Raw genomic sequence first — 16,099 nt, 5'->3', positions numbered from 1 at the left:
CGGCCGCGGGCTCATGGGTGCCGGGCACTCGCATCTGACGGAGCGTCGGCCCGCGGCCACGCCCGGCACCACGCGCCTGCTGTGGGCGCTGGTCGGCGCGGTCCTCGCCGCCGTGGTGGTCGGCGCGGCGGTGACGTGGCCGTCCACGTTCGCGATGCTCGGCTCCCAGCCGATGCTCTACGAGGGCGCCTCGCGCGTCGACGCGACGGTGCTCGCGGTCGACGATGCGACGGGCGACATCACCGTCGAGGTCACCACCGAGGGGCATGAGCAGCAGACGGTGATGTCTCCCACCGGGATCCCGTCGCTCACCTTCGAGGAGGGCGACCGGATCCGTGCGATCGAGCTCGACGACGGCGCGGTGGTCTTCTCCGACTTCGAGCGCGGCGGGCCGCTGCTCGCCCTGCTGATCCTCTACGTGGTGCTGGTGCTCGCGGTGGCCTGGTGGCGCGGGCTCGGCGCCCTGCTCGGCCTGGTGGCCGCCTTCGGCATCGTCGGCTTCTACACGATCCCGGCCCTGCTCGACGGCGGATCGCCCGCGATCATCGGGCTCGTGACCAGCGCGGGCGCGCTGTTCGTGCTGCTGTACGTCGCCCACGGTCCCAACGCGCGCACCACCACGGCCTACCTGGGCACCATCGCGGGACTGCTCGTCACGGCCGTGCTCGGGACCTGGGCGGTGGACGCCGCGCGCATCCCCGGCGTGCCCGACGACGCGCAGATCAACATCGCGTTCGTCGAGGGTCGGCTGTCGCTGTCCGGCCTCGCGCTGTGCGGGCTGATGATCGCGGGGCTGGGCGTGCTGAACGACGTCACGATCACCCAGGCCTCGGCGGTCTGGGAGCTGGGCGCCGCCCGGCCGGACCTGGGCCCGTGGCAGCTGTTCGTGCGCGGCATGCGGATCGGTCGCGACCACATCGCGTCGACCGTCTACACCATCGCCTTCGCCTACGTGGGGGCCTCCCTTCCGCTGATCATGCTGATCGCGGTCTACGACAACCCCCTCAGCACCGCGGTGACGTCCTCGGAGCTCGCGGGCGAGGTGGTGCGGACCCTCGTCGGCTCGATCGGGCTGGTGCTCGCCGTGCCGCTCACCACGGGCATCGGTGCGCTGATCGTCGGGCTCGGCGGCGAGGCGCTCGCGGAACCGGCGGACGACGAGGAGCGCCCGCAGTCCGCGGCGCAGGATTCCCTCGAATAGCACCGCTTTTCAATGAAATGTCCGTTTTGCCCTTGACGGGCGCCTCACCAGGGACCACGCTGAGGTCAGGCGGGAAAACAGGAACGTCGGGGGGCGCTCCTGCTGAGGAGGGGAGTGTCCCGCCTTCACCAGAATCGTTGCGGCTGCGCGCTTGATCGCTGCGCCGCGGCGCCTCGCGCCCGGGCTTTCCCTCAGCGGCCCGGGCGCGAGTGTGTCCGGGGACGGGCGTCGGCGCGGTGGCGCTTTGAGAGAATGGACGCCATGACCTCGACCACCCGCCTGCTCCCGCCCCTGCGCATCGGCCCCCTCGAGGTCGACACCCCGGTGGTGCTCGCGCCGATGGCGGGTATCACGAACGCGGCGTTCCGCCGCCTGTGCCGCGAGCACGGCGGCGGCCTGTACGTCGCCGAGATGGTGACGTCCCGCGCGCTGGTCGAGCGCACGCCCGAGTCGCTGCGCATCATCGCGCACGACCCGGACGAGACCCCGCGCTCGGTGCAGGTCTACGGCGTGGACCCGGCGACCATCGGCGCCGCGGTGCGGATGATCTGCGAGGAGGACCGCGCCGACCACATCGACATGAACTTCGGCTGCCCCGTGCCCAAGGTGACCCGGAAGGGCGGGGGAGCGGTGCTGCCGTGGAAGCGCGACCTGTTCCGCGACATCGTCCGCGCCGCCGTGCGCGAGGCCTCGCGGTTCGACATCCCCGTGACGGTCAAGATGCGCAAGGGCGTCGACGACGACCACCTCACGTACCTCGACGCCGCGCGCACCGCCGAGCGCGAGGGGGTCTCGGCCGTCGGGCTGCACGCGCGCACCGCCGCCGAGTACTACTCGGGCGAGGCGGACTGGTCCTCGATCGCCCGGCTCAAGGACGCGATCCGCACCATCCCCGTGCTGGGCAACGGCGACATCTGGCAGGCCGAGGACGCGATCCGCATGGTCGAGGAGACCGGCTGCGACGGCGTGGTGGTCGGCCGCGGCTGCATGGGCCGGCCGTGGCTGTTCGCGGATCTCCAGGCGGCGTTCGAGGGACGGCCCGAGCGGGTCCGGCCCGGCCTCCGGACCGTCGCGGACACCATCTACCGCCACGGCGAGCTCATGGTCGCCCACTTCGGCGACGACGAGGACAAGGCGATGCGGGAGATCCGCAAGCACATGTCCTGGTATCTCAAGGGCTACCCGGTCGGTGGGGAGGTGCGGCGATCGCTCGGGCTCGTGTCGACGCTGGCCGAGCTGCGGTCGATCCTCGACACGCTCGACCTCGACTCGCCGTACCCGGGGGCCGAGGCCGAGGGCCCCCGCGGCCGGCAGGGATCGCCCCGCGTCCCCGCGTGCCCGGACGGCTGGCTCGACACCCAGGACATCACCCCGGATCTGGAGCTGCGGCTGCGCGAGGCCGAGCTCAGCGTGTCCGGCGGCTGACCCGCCGGCCACTCCCGCCCTCTCTCCCTCTCTCCCTCTCTCTCCCTCACCCCCTCCCTCCCGCCGGGACGCTGAGTTCTGCTCCGCAGCTCCCCGCGCGCCGCACGGGACGGCCACTCCTGCTCGGCACCGCCGCAGCCCGCCGGGATACGGTGATGCCGTGGGTCGGGTCCGCGCGTACCTCGCGATGTCGCTCGACGGCTTCGTGGCCGGCGAGCGCGACGACCTGTCCTGGCTCGAGCGGCGCACCGCGGGCGCCGCGCCGGTCGCCGTCGGACCGTGGTCGGAGGGGCCGGACGGCGACCCCCTGGGCTTCGACGACTTCCTCGCGGGGGTCGGGTGCATCCTCATGGGCCGGCGGACCTTCGACATCGTCACGTCCTTCGCCGACTGGCCGTACGGGGACACCCCGATGCTGGTCGCGACCCACCGCCCCCTGACGGGATCCCGCGCGGGCGTGAGCGCGGCCGCGGGAGGCATCGAGGCGCTGGTCGCGTCCGCCCAGGCGACGGCGGGTGACGCCGACGTCTACGTCGACGGCGCCGCGACAGTCCGCAGCGCGCTCGTCGCCGGGGTGCTCGATCACCTGGTCGCGACGATGGTGCCGACGGTGCTCGGCAGAGGAACGTCCCTGTTCGCGGGCCTGTCGGAGCGCCGCGAGCTCACGGTGGAGAAGGTCGCGAGGTTCGGGGAGGGGTTCATCCAGGTGCATCTGGCCGCCCGCTAGAGTCGGAGCGTGTGCGCGCTTCCGGACGGTTATGCCCAGGCTGATGCGCTGCGCTACGTCCAGGAGCCTCCGAAGCAGAAGAACCGCACGCCCTTCGAGCGGGACCGCGCCCGGATCGTCCACTCCTCGGCCCTGCGGCGCCTCGGGGCTAAGACCCAGGTGCTCGGCGCCGGCACGGGCGACTTCGTGCGCACGCGCCTCACTCACACGCTCGAGGTCGCGCAGGTGGGCCGCGGGCTCGCCAAGGTGCTGGGGTGCGACCCGGACGTGGTCGACGCGGCCTGCCTCGCGCACGACCTGGGACATCCGCCGTTCGGGCACAACGGCGAGCGCGCGCTCGACGCCGTCGCGAAGGACATCGGCGGCTTCGAGGGCAACGCGCAGACGCTGCGCATCCTGGCCCGGCTCGAGCCCAAGTCCTTCGACCCGGTGACGGGGGAGAGCGTCGGGCTCAACCTCACGCGCGCCACGCTGGACGCGAGCGTGAAGTACCCGTGGCGCGAGGACGCGACCCCCACCCGGCCCGACGGCCGGCCCACCCGCAAGTTCGGCGTCTACGACGACGACCTTCCGGTGTTCCGCTGGCTGCGTGAGGACGCCCCGGACCGCGGCCAGAGCTTCGAGGCCCAGGTGATGGACCTCGCCGACGACGTCGCCTACTCGGTGCACGACGTCGAGGACTCGGTGGTGCACCACACGGTGTCGCTCGGGGTGCTGCGGGATCCCGGGCGCGCGCGCGAGATCGTCGCCCACGCCCGTGAGTGGTACGGGCGAGGAGACCCGGACGCGCTGCTCGCCGCGCTCGCGAGGCTCCAGGCGGAGCCGTGGTGGATGGACGAGTACGACGGTTCGTTCCGTGCGCTCGCCACCCTCAAGGACATGACGAGCCAGCTGATCGGCCGCACCGTCGAGACCGTGGCCACGGCCACGCGCCAGCGCTACGGCGACGGTGCCCTCACGCGGCACCACGCCCAGCTGGTGATCCCGCAGGAGACGGCCGACGAGATCCTCATGCTCAAGGGCATCGCCGTGCACTTCCTCATGGCGCCGCGCGAGCGCAAGCCGGCGTACACGCAGCAGCGGCAGCGTCTCGCCGACCTGGTCGGCGCCCTCGTGGAGCTGGGGGAGGAGGCGCTCGAGCCGCACTTCGCCGTCATGCATCGCGAGGCGGCGGGCGATGCAGCGCGGCTGAGGGTGGCGATCGACCAGGTGGCGTCGCTCACCGACAAGTCCGCCTACGACTGGCACCACCGCTACGTGGTGCGCCGCCGGACCGCGATCTCCTAGGCGGCGTCCTGCTCGCGAGCCTCGCGGCGGGCGAGGAGCCGATGCTCGGCGATCAGCACGATCACCACGATCGCGAAGCCGCCCAGCGTCGCGAGCAGCGGGCCCGCGACGCTCCCGGTCGGCGCGAGGTAGCCGCGCGCGTCGTCCTGCCACGGCCACAGCGCCACGAGCGACCCGGCCATCACGCCGGTCAGGATCACCAGCGTGAGCCGCCGGTGGTGCTCGAGCAGCCACTGCAGCAGCTTGACGATCGACACGAGGCCGATCACGGCGCCCACCGCGAACTGCGCGAGGTAGCCCAGGTCGCGGTCGTTGAGCGCCTCGAGCGTCGGCTCGTACAGTCCCATGGTCAGCAGCAGGAACGAACCCGACAGGCCCGGGAGCACCAGGGCGGAGACCGCGATCGCGCCTGCGGGCACGAGCACGTAGGGCGCGGGCTCGAGCTGGGCGACCGGCAACGAGAGGATCACCGCGACGACCACCGCGGCGGCCGCCGCGATCGCCCACTCGCGCGCGCCCAGCCGCCCCGGCCCCCGGCGCGGGGCGGACGATGCGGTGGCGTGCCGGTAGGGCACGGCGAGGGAGGCGAGCACCAGGCCGAGGAAGAAGCCGCGCATCGTCTCCGGATGCTCGGTGACCAGCGTCTCCATGACGTGGGCCATCGACACCAGCGCGATGCCCATGCCGATCAGCACGGGCAGGAGCACCGCCCAGCGGACGTTCGCGAACTGGGCTCGTGCCCGCGCGAGACCGCGTCCGCGGACCAGGTCGACGGCTCCCTCACGGATGCCGGCGATCGCATGGCCGGCGGAGGTCAGCAGCGTCTCGTAGACGCCCGTCATGAGCGCCACCGTGCCGCCGCTGACGCCGGGCACGGTCTCGGCGGTGCCGATCAGCGCGCCACGGACCACGTCCAGCGCCGCCTGGGCGGGGGTGCGGCGGCCATGCTCGAGGTGCGTGTCAACCATCGGTCACCACCGCATCGTCCGCCGTCGCCCGGGCCCGACGGCCGCGCAGCAGGAGCGTCAGCGCCACGATCGGGAGCGCGAGCGGCACCCAGCCGTAGGCGGAGCCGTAGCCGGTCCACACCGTCTCGTCGGGCCACCACGAGGACTCGACGTACCCGAGCGTGCCGACGATCAGCACGCCGGCGAGCTCGACAACGGTGCCCGCGACCGCGAGGCTCCTCCACCGCTTCCACAGCGCCACCGCGATCATCACGTACAGCACGGCGGAGACCGCCGACACGGAGTACGCGAGCGGGGCCTCGGAGAACTTGGTGGTGATCTGGACCACCGAGCGGCCGGTCGCCGCGAGCCCGAGGACGGCGTAGGCGACGATCAGCGCGATGCGCGCCACGGGGTTCATGCGGCGGTCTCCAGGATGATGAGCACGCGCCATGCGAGCACGGCGAGCGCGATCGCGACGATCGCGGCCGACGCGGCGTCGACGCGCGCGATCTGGGCGGGCGACAGGACGGGGCGCTCGGGGTCGGGATCGGCGGCCGCCGCCTCCGGCGTGCCCAGCCGTCCGATCCCCAGCAGGGGCAGCAGCGCCACCGAGGCGAGCAGGTAGCCGAGGGTGAGCACCAGCCCCGCCGAGCTTCCCGACAGCAGCAGGATCACCACGGCGACCAGGTGCACGCCGACCGCTCCCCAGGTCGCCGAGACCGCCCACTGGAGCACGCGGTGCGCCGGCGGGTACAGCAGGGTCACGATGCCGGTCACCGCCAGCACGGCGGCGACGATCAGCACCAGGGGGTAGATCACCCCGGTGTAGATCTCCACGCGTCAGGCCTGCTGAGCCGCCTGCTGGACGCGCATCGGCAGGCGCGTCATCTCCTCGCCGTCGATCGAGATCACCCAGGAGAACAGCCGGGCCTTGTCGAAGCGGAGGCCGTCGATGGTGAAGGCGAAGCTCGCGACCTGCTCGTCGCCGTCCACCAGGTGCGGGGGACGGCCGACGGTGAACTCGCCGCCCATCGCGCGCACGGGGGCGGGCTTGCCGTCCGCGTCCGGGCGCACGCCGATCGGGTACTCGACGCCGTCCTCGGTGAGCAGCTTGAGCTCGAAGTTGTGGGTGCGGTTGGTCTCCGTGAACGGGACGTGCACCACGGCGCCGACCGAGAGGCGGCGGTGGACCGCGGGGAAGCCGCGGACGAAGATGATGTTCCATCCCGCGCCCAGCGCGTAGATCTTGTTCTGCACGACCTCGGCCGAGTCGGCGAGGAATGCGTCCACTCTCACAGCTGATGTCCTTCCATCGGGATGCTCGTACCAGGGTAGCGGCCTGCGGTGCCAAGCTCCTCCCGAGCGTTGCGGTGAGGAGCGCTGCGGCCCGCTCCCGCGCCGGTACCCTTGGCCCGTGGCGGGCACGATCAACAGGGACGACATCGCGGCGGTCCGCGAGCGCGCACCCATCGAGGACATCGTGGGCCAGCACGTGTCCCTGAAGCCCGCGGGGGTCGGCTCGCTCAAGGGCCTGTGCCCGTTCCACGACGAGCGCTCCCCGTCCTTCCACGTGCGCCCCGCCGTCGGGCGCTGGCACTGCTTCGGGTGCGGCGAGGGCGGCGACGTGATCGAGTTCGTCATGCGGATGGACGGCCTGCCGTTCGCCGAGGCGGTGGAGTACCTCGCGGATCGCGCGGGTGTCACGCTCCGCTACGAGTCCGGGGGGCGCCGGGGCTCCGAGTCGGGCGCGGGCATGCGCCGCCGCCTGCTCGAGGCGCACCGCGTCGCGGCCGAGTACTTCGCCGAGCAGCTGGCCAGCCCCGAGGCCCGCATCGCCCGGGACTTCCTGAGGGAGCGGGGCTTCGACGGGGAGGCGGCGCGGACGTTCGGCTGCGGCTACGCCCCTCAGGGGTGGTCGCACCTCACCGATCACCTGCGCGGCAAGGGCTTCACGGAGGCCGAGCTGAAGGCCTCGGGGCTCGTATCCGAGGGTCAGCGCGGCGTCTACGACCGCTTCCGCGGCCGGCTCGTGTGGCCCATCCGCGAGGTCACGGGTGACGTCATCGGCTTCGGGGCCCGGCGCCTCCACGAGGACGACCAGGGACCCAAGTACCTCAACACCCCTGAGACGCAGATCTACAAGAAGAGCCACGTCCTCTACGGGATCGACCTCGCCAAGGGCGCCATCCGGTCGGAGCGGACCACCGTGGTGGTCGAGGGCTACACGGACGTGATGGCGTGCCACCTCGCGGGTGTGACGAACGCGGTCGCGACCTGCGGCACCGCGTTCGGGGAGGACCACGTCAAGGTGGTGCGCCGGCTCATGGGCGACACCGGCCAGGCGCAGCTCAAGGTCGGCTCCACCGGGGCGAAGGTGATCTTCACGTTCGACGGGGACGAGGCCGGGCAGAACGCCGCGCTCAAGTCCTTCGCGCTCGACCAGCAGTTCCTCGCGCAGACCTTCGTCGCCGTCGACCCCGAGGGCAAGGACCCGTGCGACCTGCGTCAGCTCTACGGCGACACGGCGGTCGCGCAGCTCATGGACCGGCGGGTGCCGCTGTTCGAGTTCGTCATCAAGGCCTCCCTCGCGGCGCACGACCTCGAGACCCCCGAGGGTCGCGTGGCCGCGCTGCGGACGGCCGCGCCGATCGTCGCCCGGATCCGCGACACCGCGCTGCGGCCCGAGTACGCGCGCCGTCTCGCCGGATGGCTCGGGATGGAGCCCGCCGACGTGCTGCGGGCAGTCTCGCGATCCTCCGGGAGGGACGATGCGCGGGGCGGGACCGGTGCGCGGCCTCCCGGAGCGGGGACGGCCCCCGCGGGCCGGGGCGCCGCATCGTCCCCCGCCGGAGCGGGGGAGGCACCGCGGCCGTACGACGACGGCCCGCCGCCGATGGACCCGGAGACCGGCCAGATCGCGACGGTGGGCGCGGTTCGGCCGAACCCGCGGGATCCCGTGGTGCGCGCCGAGGCGCTGTCGCTGGGCGTCCTGCTGCAGGCCGATCGTCAGGTCGCCGAGGATCCGGCGTGCGTGCAGATCTACCTCGAGCTGTCCCGCGACGCCTTCACCGTGCCGCAGTACGGCCTGATCTACGACGCGATCGAGGCGGCCGGCGGACCCGGCGGCGTCGACGGGGACTGGGTCGGCGCGGTGCTCGAGCAGGCCGGGCCGGACGTGGCCGCGACCGTGTCGCAGCTCGCGGTCACCCCGCTGCCGCACGACAAGCCGTCGGAGCTCGGCGCGTACGCGCGCTCGGTGCTGGCGCGGCTGCTGGACCACAGCCTCACCCGTCAGATCGCGGATCTGCGCGGCCGGATGCAGCGGGCCGGGGCGGGAAGCGAGGGCGCCCAGGAGGCCTTCGCCGAGATGATCCGTCTCGAGCAGCGTCGGCGGGAGCTCCGCGACGCAGGGTGACTCGCCAATTGTCTCGAAATGGCAAAGTGCCGATGAACGGCATGTAACCATGCGAAGAACTCTTGACGACATAGCGGCACTCGGCGCCTCAACCCGATTAGCCTGCCAGGAGGCCGTCCGTCCCCGGGCGGCCTCGCCGCCGGCAGGGCGGCTCAGGATTGACCTGGAGGGTTGAAGCTGTGAAGAACCGGATTTTCGCCTCGGCCGCCGTCGCGGCGGGCCTCGCGATCGCCGTCGCGGGCTGCTCGAGCTCGGGCGACACCACCGACGAGGCCACCGCGAGCGCGGACGCGACCATGGACGCGGGCTCGGGCCTGCCCGAGTCGCTCACCCTGGCGCTGGTGCCGTCGGACGACGTCGAGCAGATCACGACCGACGGCGAGGCGCTCGCGGGCGTGCTGTCGGACGAGCTCGGCATCCCCGTCGAGGTGTTCGTCCCCGACAGCTACAACGCGGTGGTCGTCGCGCTGCAGACGGGCCAGGCCGACATCGGCTTCCTCGGCCCGATCGCCATGTGGCAGGCGCACGAGGAGGCCGGCGCGGAGATCGTCCTCCAGGCGCTGCGCTACGGCTCGTCGGAGTACGTGGGCCAGTGGTTCACCAACGACCCCGGCACCTACTGCCTCGACGACGTCACCACCGAGGCCGACGACGAGGGCATCAACTACTCGTACTGCAACGGCGCCACCGGCTACTCCGGCCCGCAGGGTGAGGACGCGCTCGCGCTCGTCCCGGCCGACGCGAGCATCGCGTGGACCGACGCCACCTCGGCCTCCGGCTACTACTTCCCGGCGACCCAGCTCGCGACCATCCTCGGCGTGGACCCGATCAACGACCTCACCGGCGGCTTCTTCGCCGGCGGCCACTCGCAGACCGTCCAGGCGGTCTACGACGGCGAGGCGGCGATCGGCCTCTCCTACAACGACGCCCGCTCCAACCTCGCGGAGGAGTTCTCGGACGTCGGCGAGAAGGTCGTGGTGTTCGCCTACACCGACAACATCCCGAACGACGGCGTGGTCCTCTCCGGCGACCTCGACGCCTCGGTCCAGGAGACCCTGACCCAGGCGCTGCTCGACGTCGCCGCGACCGAGGACGGCCTCGCCGCCCTCGCCGCCGTGTACGACATCGAGGGCCTCGAGGCCGCGAACCAGGACGCGTTCGAGAACTTCGTCGCTCCGACGTACGAGAACTTCGGCTCCGAGTAAGCAGAAGCGTTCGTCCGTCCAACGCGCCGGCGGTCGGCCCTGTGGCTGGCCGCCGGCGCCCCTTTCTTGATAGGCAAGTCACATGATCGAGCTCTCAGGCGTCACCGTCCGCTACCCCAACGGGGTGGTCGGCCTGGACGACGTGTCCCTCACCATCCCCGACGGCCAGTTCGTGGTCGTCGTCGGCCTGTCGGGTGCCGGCAAGTCGACGCTGATCCGCACCATCAACGGGCTGGTGCCCGTCACCGAGGGCAGCCTCAAGGTCGACGGGGCCGAGGTCGCCGGCGCCTCGCAGCGCAAGCTCCGCGACGTGCGCTCCGGGATCGGGATGATCTTCCAGTCGTTCAACCTGGTGAAGCGCACCTCCGTCATGAACAACGTCATGATGGGCCAGATGCACGGGATCCCCGCGTACCGCTCGCTGCTCGGCGCGTGGACCGCCGACGAGAAGGAGCGCGCCTACCAGTCGCTCGAGCGCGTCGGGATCGTCGAGAAGGCCTGGACGCGGGCCTCGCAGCTGTCCGGCGGTCAGCAGCAGCGCGTGGCGATCGCCCGGGCCCTCGCGCAGGACCCGCGCGTGATGCTCGCGGACGAGCCGGTCGCGTCGCTGGACCCGCCCACCGCGCAGATGGTCATGAAGGACCTGCAGCGCATCAACCGCGAGCTGGGCATCACCACGCTCGTGAACCTGCACTTCCTTGACCTGGCCCGCCAGTTCGGCGACCGGGTGATCGGGATGCGCGCCGGGAAGATGGTGTTCGACGGTACGGGCGCCGAGGCGGACGATGCGGTGTTCGAGGACATCTACGGCCGCTCGCTGACCGCCGACGACGTCCTGCCCGGGCACGCATGACGGCCACGTCCGCGGGCGCCCCGGCGCCGTCGCGTCCCCGCAAGCCCCCGGTGAGCCGGCCGCTGGTCGCGGGCCTGCTCATCACGGCGGCCATCACGGTGTGGGCGGCGTGGGAGATCGACTTCACGCTCCGCCCGCTGTTCACCGACTTCGCCAACGGCTGGGTGGTGGTCGAGCAGTTCCTGCACCCCAACTGGGCGTACCTCGGCAGGTCGTGGAACGCGTGGGTGGAGACCATCTCGATCGCGCTCGTCGCGAGCTTCTTCGGCATCCTCGTGGGCCTGCTGCTCGCGTACATGGCGTCGAAGGTGACCAACCGGTCGAACGCCCTGTACCGGGCGACCAAGTGGTTCCTCGCGGTGCTGCGGTCCCTGCCCGACGTCGCGTACGTGCTGATCTTCGTCGCGCTCGTCGGCGTCGGCTCGCTCGCCGGCATCCTCGCGCTGTTCATCTTCAACATCGGCATCGCGGCCAAGCTCACGGCGGAGACCATCGACGCCGTCGAGCCCGGGCCGCTCGAGGCCGCGGACGCCTCCGGCGCGGGCACGTTCTCGCGCGCCCGCTGGGCGGTGCAGCCGCAGATCCTGCCGAACTTCCTGTCCTACGCGCTCTACATCTTCGAGCTCAACATCCGCTCGTCGGTGGTCATCGGCTACGCGGGCGGTGGCGGCATCGGCCAGCTGATCCAGGTGCAGTTCGCGCGCTTCAACTACGAGAACGTCTCGGCGATCGTCATCAGCATGTTCGTGGTGGTGCTGATCATCGACCAGGTCTCCCAGTACCTGCGAAGGAGGCTCGTGTGAGCGCCGAGACCGCGTCGCCGACGCGTACCGTCCGCCCCGAGGAGCCAGGCAAGGCCCGCGCCACCATCGGCGCGATCGTGCTCGTCCTGCTCGTCGTCGGCGGGGGCTGGCTGTCCAACGCCGACTGGGGCAAGCTGCCGGACATCTTCACCGAGGGCTGGCGGTACTTCTACCTGATGCTCAAGGGGCTCGTGCAGAACCCGTTCTCCGAGCCGTACAGCGAGTACTGGTCCGCCGCGCTGGGCGGCATGCTCGAGTCGATCTCGATGGCGTGGATCGGCACCATGATCGGGGCGGCGCTGTCGATCCCGATGGGCTTCCTCGCCGCGCGGAACGTCTCGCATCCCGTCGTGGTGCAGGTCACGCGCGTGATCCTCAACGCGATCCGCACGCTGCCCGAGCTGGTGTTCGCGATCATCCTGCTGCTCCCGATCTTCGGCTTCGGCGCCAACGCGGGCGCGCTGGCGCTCGGCATCGGAGCGGTCGGGACGCTCGGGAAGCTCACGGCGGAGGCGCTGGAGGGCATCGACCCCGGCCCCGTGGAGGCGGCCCGCGCATCGGGCGCGCCCGGCAGCGCCATCCTGCGCTGGACGTACTGGACGCAGGTGCTGCCCGAGGTGCTCGCGTTCTGGCTCTACCGCTTCGAGATCAACATCCGCGCCTCGGCGATCCTGGGCATCATCGGCGCGGGAGGCATCGGCTCGGTGCTGTCGCAGGCCTTCCGGTACCGCGAATGGGACTTCATCGGGATCCTGCTGTTCGTGATCATCGTGGTGACCGTGCTGGTCGACACGGTGTCCGGTGCCGTCCGTCACCGGATCATCTCCGGCACCGGGACCTCGGACGCGAAGGTCGAGCAGGACGCCGCCACGCTGTAGGTCGCGCGCGTAGGGTGGGAGCAGCCTCGAGAGGAGCCCGCATGCCCGCCCCGCGCGTGTCCTTCATCACCCTGGGGGTCGCCGACCTCGCCCGCTCCCGCGCCTTCTACGAGGCCTGGGGGTGGAGGCCCGCGCAGGCGCAGGAGGGCATCGTCTTCTTCCAGGCGAACGGCGTGGTGATCGGGCTGTTCGGGCGCGAGGATCTCGCCGCGGACCAGGGGAGGCCCGGCGCCGCTCTCGGGACGGGCGCCATGACGCTCGCTCAGAACTACCCGACGGAGGCCGAGGTGGACGCGGTGGTCGACCAGGCGCTGGCCGCCGGCGCGACCCTGCTGAAGCGACCGGAGAAGGTGTTCTGGGGCGGCTACAGCGGGTACGTCGCCGACCCCGACGGCCACGTGTGGGAGGTCGCGATGAACCCCTTCTCGCCCGTGGGCCCGGACGGCACGGTGGCGTTCGGGGGATAGCGCCGGTGCTCCACTTGCGTTCGGGGGCGCCGCTGGTAACGTCCCGAATATGGACGCCGTGCGCACGGTCCGCACGCGGGCGCGCCACGACGTGGCCGCGCTCGACGAGTCGCTCGTGCCCTCGACCCGGGCGCTGCGGGATGTGCGCGTCGCGGCGTTGACCCGGCACGCGCCGGGGGTGGTGCGCCGCGCGATGCGGGACGAGGGCTCCCTGCGCCCGTGGTGGGACCGCTCGCCGCTGCTGATCCTTGCGGCGCCCCTGGTGCTCGCATACGCGATCGTGTTCGGCGACCCCGGCGTGGGGCTGATCGGCGCCGCGCTGCTGGGGTGGGGCGTGCTCGCGGAGCCGCGGCTGAACCGCCGCGAGCGGATCGAGCGGCAGCAGCTCCTCACCGTCTACCGCAACACGGTGGCCGATGCGCTGGTCGAGCGGGCGCATCGCCTGGCGCGGTGAAAGGCCTGGAAAGAGAAGGAGCCGGCCCTCGATGAGGACCGGCTCCGGTGGCTCCCCCGACTGGACTCGAACCAGTAACCTGCCGATTAACAGTCGGCTGCTCTGCCAATTGAGCTACGGAGGATCGCGCTCGAATACTGTACCGGATCTTCGGGCATGGTGATGACACCGCGGGGGCGCCTGCGGCCCCGGCTAGACTGTCCGGCGGCCTCCTCGGGGGCCCCGGGCCAGTAGCTCAGCCGGTTAGAGCAGTGGACTCATAATCCATCGGTCGCGGGTTCAAGTCCCGCCTGGCCCACACGCAGGCACGACTCGGCGATGCCGGGGTCCTTCACGATCTGCGCGATCGAGCCGCCCTGACGGGTGACCGCGACGACATCACGACGGAACTCGGCGGGATAGGACTTGAGCACGGCCGAGATCCTTCCCGCACTGACCGGTGCTCGTGGCGGTCAGAGTCAACCGACACTCGGGCGCACCCACGCGGTGTCGGGACCGGGTGAGACCATTCCGGGAAGAGCGTGTGGCGACGGGAGGTGTGGGATGCGCGGCGAAGCGACGGTGCTCCACGCCGACCTCGACGCGTTCTACGCCTCGGTCGAGCAGCGCGACGAGCCCGCACTGCGCGGACGTCCTGTGATCGTGGGCGGCGGTGTCGTGGTGGCCGCGAGCTATGAGGCGAAGGCCCGGGGCGTGCGCACCGCGATGGGGGTGCGGCGGGCGCGTGCGCTCTGCCCCGACGCCATCGTCGTCCCTCCCCGCATGGAGGCCTACTCGGCCGCGAGCCGTGCAGTGTTCGCGATCTTCCGGGACACCACTCCGTACGTGGAGGGCGTCTCGATCGATGAGGCGTTCCTCGAGGTGGGCGGGCTTCGCCGTCTCGTCGGGACTCCTGAGGAGATCGCCGTGCGCCTGCGAGAGCGCGTACGTGCCGAGGTCGGGCTTCCGATCTCGGTGGGCGTCGCGAGAACCAAGTTCCTCGCGAAGGTGGCGAGCGCGGTCAGCAAGCCCGACGGTCTCCTCGTCGTGGAGCCGGAGAGCGAGGAGGCGTTCCTTCATCCACTCCCCGTCGAACGGCTCTGGGGCGTGGGCGCGGTGACCGCGGAGAAGCTTCACGGCAACGGCGTCTACACCGTCGGGCAGTTGGCCGAGCTCGAAGCGGCGACCGCCGAGCAGTGGCTCGGCAAGGCGGCGGGGGCGCATCTGCACGCGCTGGCCCGGCTCCGGGACCCGCGGCCGGTCGAGACGACCAAGCGCCACGGATCCATCGGCTCGCAACGCGCGCTCGGCAATCGGTCGTACACCGGTGGTGAGCTCGGGCTGATCCTCACCCAGATCGTCGACGGCCTCGCGAGGCGCCTGCGCGATCGCGGATCGGTGTGCGCCACCGTGGTCCTGAGGCTCCGCTACGGCGACTTCACGAAGGCGACCCGATCGCACACGCTTGCCGCGCCTACCGATCGCACCGAGGTGCTGCTCGGCGTCGCCCAGCGATTGCTCGCGGCGGCGGGTCCCGACATCTCCGGCCGGGGCGTCACCCTCATCGGCGTCTCGCTCGCGCAGCTGACCAGCGCCGGCTCGGTGCAGCCCGAGCTCCCGATCGACTGGCATGACGGGGCGCGCATCGACACCGCCCTCGATGCGGTCCGCGATCGATTCGGCTCAGCCGCCGTCACGCGCGCCGCGCTCATCGGCCGTGACCCTGGTTGGTCGGCGCCGCGGCTGCCTGAACACGAGTAGACACATGCAGGCCTGGTCGATGACGTGCACATGGCTCCCGTGGCGCGGAGATGGACGGCACGCAGGCCGGCCGTGGACCGGGGCTCCCGGTACCGTAGCGACATGCCTGCCAGGTCGATTCCGAGTCGTGGCCCAGGTGCGACGCAGCGTGCCCCTCTCGTCGTCGTGATGGGCCCGTCGGCGACCGGCAAGTCCACCATCGGGGCCGCGCTCGCCGCCGCGCTCGGGGTGCCGTTCGCGGACGGCGACGACCTCCACCCTGCCGAGAACACCGCCAAGATGGCCTCGGGCGTGCCTCTGACCGACGACGACCGTTGGCCCTGGCTCGACGCCTGCGGCGCGGCGCTCGCGGAGGCGGAGGCATCCGGAGGCCTGGTGCTCGCATGCTCGGCGCTGCGTCGTGCCTACCGCGACCGCATCCGTGCCGGCGCTCCCACCGCGTCCTTCCTGCACCTTCACCTGACGGAGGAGGAGGCCCTGCGTCGCGCATCGTCGCGCGAGGGGCACTTCATGCCCGCGAGCCTGGTCGCGTCGCAGTACGCGACGCTGGAGATGCTCGACGACGACGAGGCGGGCGTGGTGGTGGACGCCACGCTGCCGCCCGATTCCGTGGTGGCCGCCGCGGTCGCCGCGCTCCGCCGCGCGCTGTGAGGAGATGAGAGTACGAATCAGCCGATTCCGTACCCTCATCTCC

Annotated in this window: 17 protein-coding genes and 2 tRNA genes; 14 read left to right on the top strand and 5 right to left on the bottom strand. The window is 71.8% G+C overall.

Going from position 1 to position 16,099, the window contains the following annotated elements:
- Positions 1-13 precede the first annotated feature (13 nt).
- The 4 genes from QQX10_RS02375 (at position 14) to QQX10_RS02360 (ending at position 4,640) form a co-directional block, all read left to right on the top strand.
- The gene (locus QQX10_RS02375) at positions 14-1,201 is read left to right on the top strand and encodes a YibE/F family protein (RefSeq protein WP_301120365.1); all 1,188 of its coding nucleotides are present in this window, start codon (positions 14-16) and stop codon (positions 1,199-1,201) included.
- Between the two features lie 261 nt (positions 1,202-1,462).
- Complete coding sequence (gene dusB / locus QQX10_RS02370; RefSeq protein WP_439710119.1) at positions 1,463-2,626, top strand: tRNA dihydrouridine synthase DusB; 1,164 nt, start codon at positions 1,463-1,465, stop codon at positions 2,624-2,626.
- Between the two features lie 160 nt (positions 2,627-2,786).
- On the top strand, positions 2,787-3,353 hold the full coding sequence (locus tag QQX10_RS02365; protein ID WP_301120369.1) for a dihydrofolate reductase family protein: 567 nt from the start codon (positions 2,787-2,789) through the stop codon (positions 3,351-3,353).
- Between the two features lie 9 nt (positions 3,354-3,362).
- Complete coding sequence (locus tag QQX10_RS02360) at positions 3,363-4,640, top strand: deoxyguanosinetriphosphate triphosphohydrolase (protein WP_301120371.1); 1,278 nt, start codon at positions 3,363-3,365, stop codon at positions 4,638-4,640.
- Here the strand turns inward: QQX10_RS02360 and QQX10_RS02355 are convergent.
- Genes QQX10_RS02355 through QQX10_RS02340 form a run of 4 tightly spaced genes read right to left on the bottom strand, consistent with a single transcriptional unit; the run spans position 4,637 to position 6,886 of the window.
- Positions 4,637-5,608 carry a DUF368 domain-containing protein gene (locus QQX10_RS02355; RefSeq protein ID WP_301120373.1) on the bottom strand — a complete coding sequence of 324 codons (972 nt, stop codon included), beginning with the start codon at positions 5,606-5,608 and terminating at the stop codon, positions 4,637-4,639. The two genes, QQX10_RS02360 and QQX10_RS02355, sit on opposite strands and share 4 nt — an antisense overlap.
- A complete protein-coding gene (locus QQX10_RS02350; protein ID WP_301120375.1) occupies positions 5,601-6,008 on the bottom strand; it encodes a hypothetical protein in 408 nt (135 codons plus the stop codon). The genes QQX10_RS02355 and QQX10_RS02350 overlap by 8 nt, the downstream gene beginning before the upstream one ends.
- Entirely contained in the window at positions 6,005-6,427 is a 423-nt protein-coding gene (locus QQX10_RS02345) for a hypothetical protein (protein WP_301120377.1), read from the bottom strand. The genes QQX10_RS02350 and QQX10_RS02345 overlap by 4 nt, the downstream gene beginning before the upstream one ends.
- Before the next feature lie 3 nt (positions 6,428-6,430).
- A complete protein-coding gene (locus tag QQX10_RS02340; RefSeq protein WP_301120379.1) occupies positions 6,431-6,886 on the bottom strand; it encodes a DUF6941 family protein in 456 nt (151 codons plus the stop codon).
- A gap of 118 nt (positions 6,887-7,004) precedes the next feature.
- Between QQX10_RS02340 and dnaG the strand changes: the two genes are divergently transcribed.
- The 7 genes from dnaG (at position 7,005) to QQX10_RS02305 (ending at position 13,665) form a co-directional block, all read left to right on the top strand.
- Positions 7,005-9,005: a DNA primase gene (gene dnaG / locus QQX10_RS02335; RefSeq protein ID WP_301120381.1), complete on the top strand. Its 2,001-nt coding sequence runs from the start codon at positions 7,005-7,007 to the stop codon at positions 9,003-9,005.
- Positions 9,006-9,184: 179 nt separating this feature from the next.
- Positions 9,185-10,210, top strand: coding sequence for a phosphate/phosphite/phosphonate ABC transporter substrate-binding protein (phnD, locus tag QQX10_RS02330; protein ID WP_301120383.1), 1,026 nt, complete (start codon positions 9,185-9,187; stop codon positions 10,208-10,210).
- An 82-nt stretch (positions 10,211-10,292) separates the two neighbouring features.
- Entirely contained in the window at positions 10,293-11,063 is a 771-nt protein-coding gene (gene phnC, locus QQX10_RS02325; protein ID WP_301120385.1) for a phosphonate ABC transporter ATP-binding protein, read from the top strand.
- Positions 11,060-11,866 (top strand): phosphonate ABC transporter, permease protein PhnE, encoded by an 807-nt coding sequence (phnE, locus tag QQX10_RS02320; RefSeq protein ID WP_301120387.1) that lies wholly within the window; start codon positions 11,060-11,062, stop codon positions 11,864-11,866. The genes phnC and phnE (QQX10_RS02320) overlap by 4 nt, the downstream gene beginning before the upstream one ends.
- Positions 11,863-12,744, top strand: a complete 882-nt coding sequence (gene phnE, locus QQX10_RS02315; RefSeq protein ID WP_301120389.1) for a phosphonate ABC transporter, permease protein PhnE — start codon at positions 11,863-11,865, stop codon at positions 12,742-12,744. The genes phnE (QQX10_RS02320) and phnE (QQX10_RS02315) overlap by 4 nt, the downstream gene beginning before the upstream one ends.
- Before the next feature lie 41 nt (positions 12,745-12,785).
- Positions 12,786-13,211, top strand: coding sequence for a VOC family protein (locus QQX10_RS02310; RefSeq protein WP_301120391.1), 426 nt, complete (start codon positions 12,786-12,788; stop codon positions 13,209-13,211).
- A 49-nt stretch (positions 13,212-13,260) separates the two neighbouring features.
- Complete coding sequence (locus tag QQX10_RS02305; RefSeq protein WP_301120393.1) at positions 13,261-13,665, top strand: hypothetical protein; 405 nt, start codon at positions 13,261-13,263, stop codon at positions 13,663-13,665.
- Positions 13,666-13,713: 48 nt separating this feature from the next.
- Here the strand turns inward: QQX10_RS02305 and QQX10_RS02300 are convergent.
- Positions 13,714-13,789, bottom strand: a tRNA-Asn gene (locus tag QQX10_RS02300).
- A gap of 100 nt (positions 13,790-13,889) precedes the next feature.
- On the opposite strand from QQX10_RS02300, the gene QQX10_RS02295 reads away from it, so the two are divergent.
- The 3 genes from QQX10_RS02295 (at position 13,890) to QQX10_RS02285 (ending at position 16,056) form a co-directional block, all read left to right on the top strand.
- A tRNA-Ile gene (locus tag QQX10_RS02295) sits at positions 13,890-13,963 on the top strand.
- A gap of 245 nt (positions 13,964-14,208) precedes the next feature.
- Positions 14,209-15,405: a DNA polymerase IV gene (dinB, locus tag QQX10_RS02290; protein ID WP_301120566.1), complete on the top strand. Its 1,197-nt coding sequence runs from the start codon at positions 14,209-14,211 to the stop codon at positions 15,403-15,405.
- A gap of 168 nt (positions 15,406-15,573) precedes the next feature.
- Positions 15,574-16,056: a gluconokinase gene (locus QQX10_RS02285; protein WP_301120568.1), complete on the top strand. Its 483-nt coding sequence runs from the start codon at positions 15,574-15,576 to the stop codon at positions 16,054-16,056.
- Positions 16,057-16,099 lie beyond the last annotated feature (43 nt).

It is taken from the genome of Demequina lignilytica (assembly GCF_030418305.1).
Lineage (GTDB): Bacteria > Actinomycetota > Actinomycetes > Actinomycetales > Demequinaceae > Demequina > Demequina lignilytica.
This window is presented reverse-complemented; position numbering and strand designations above follow the sequence as displayed.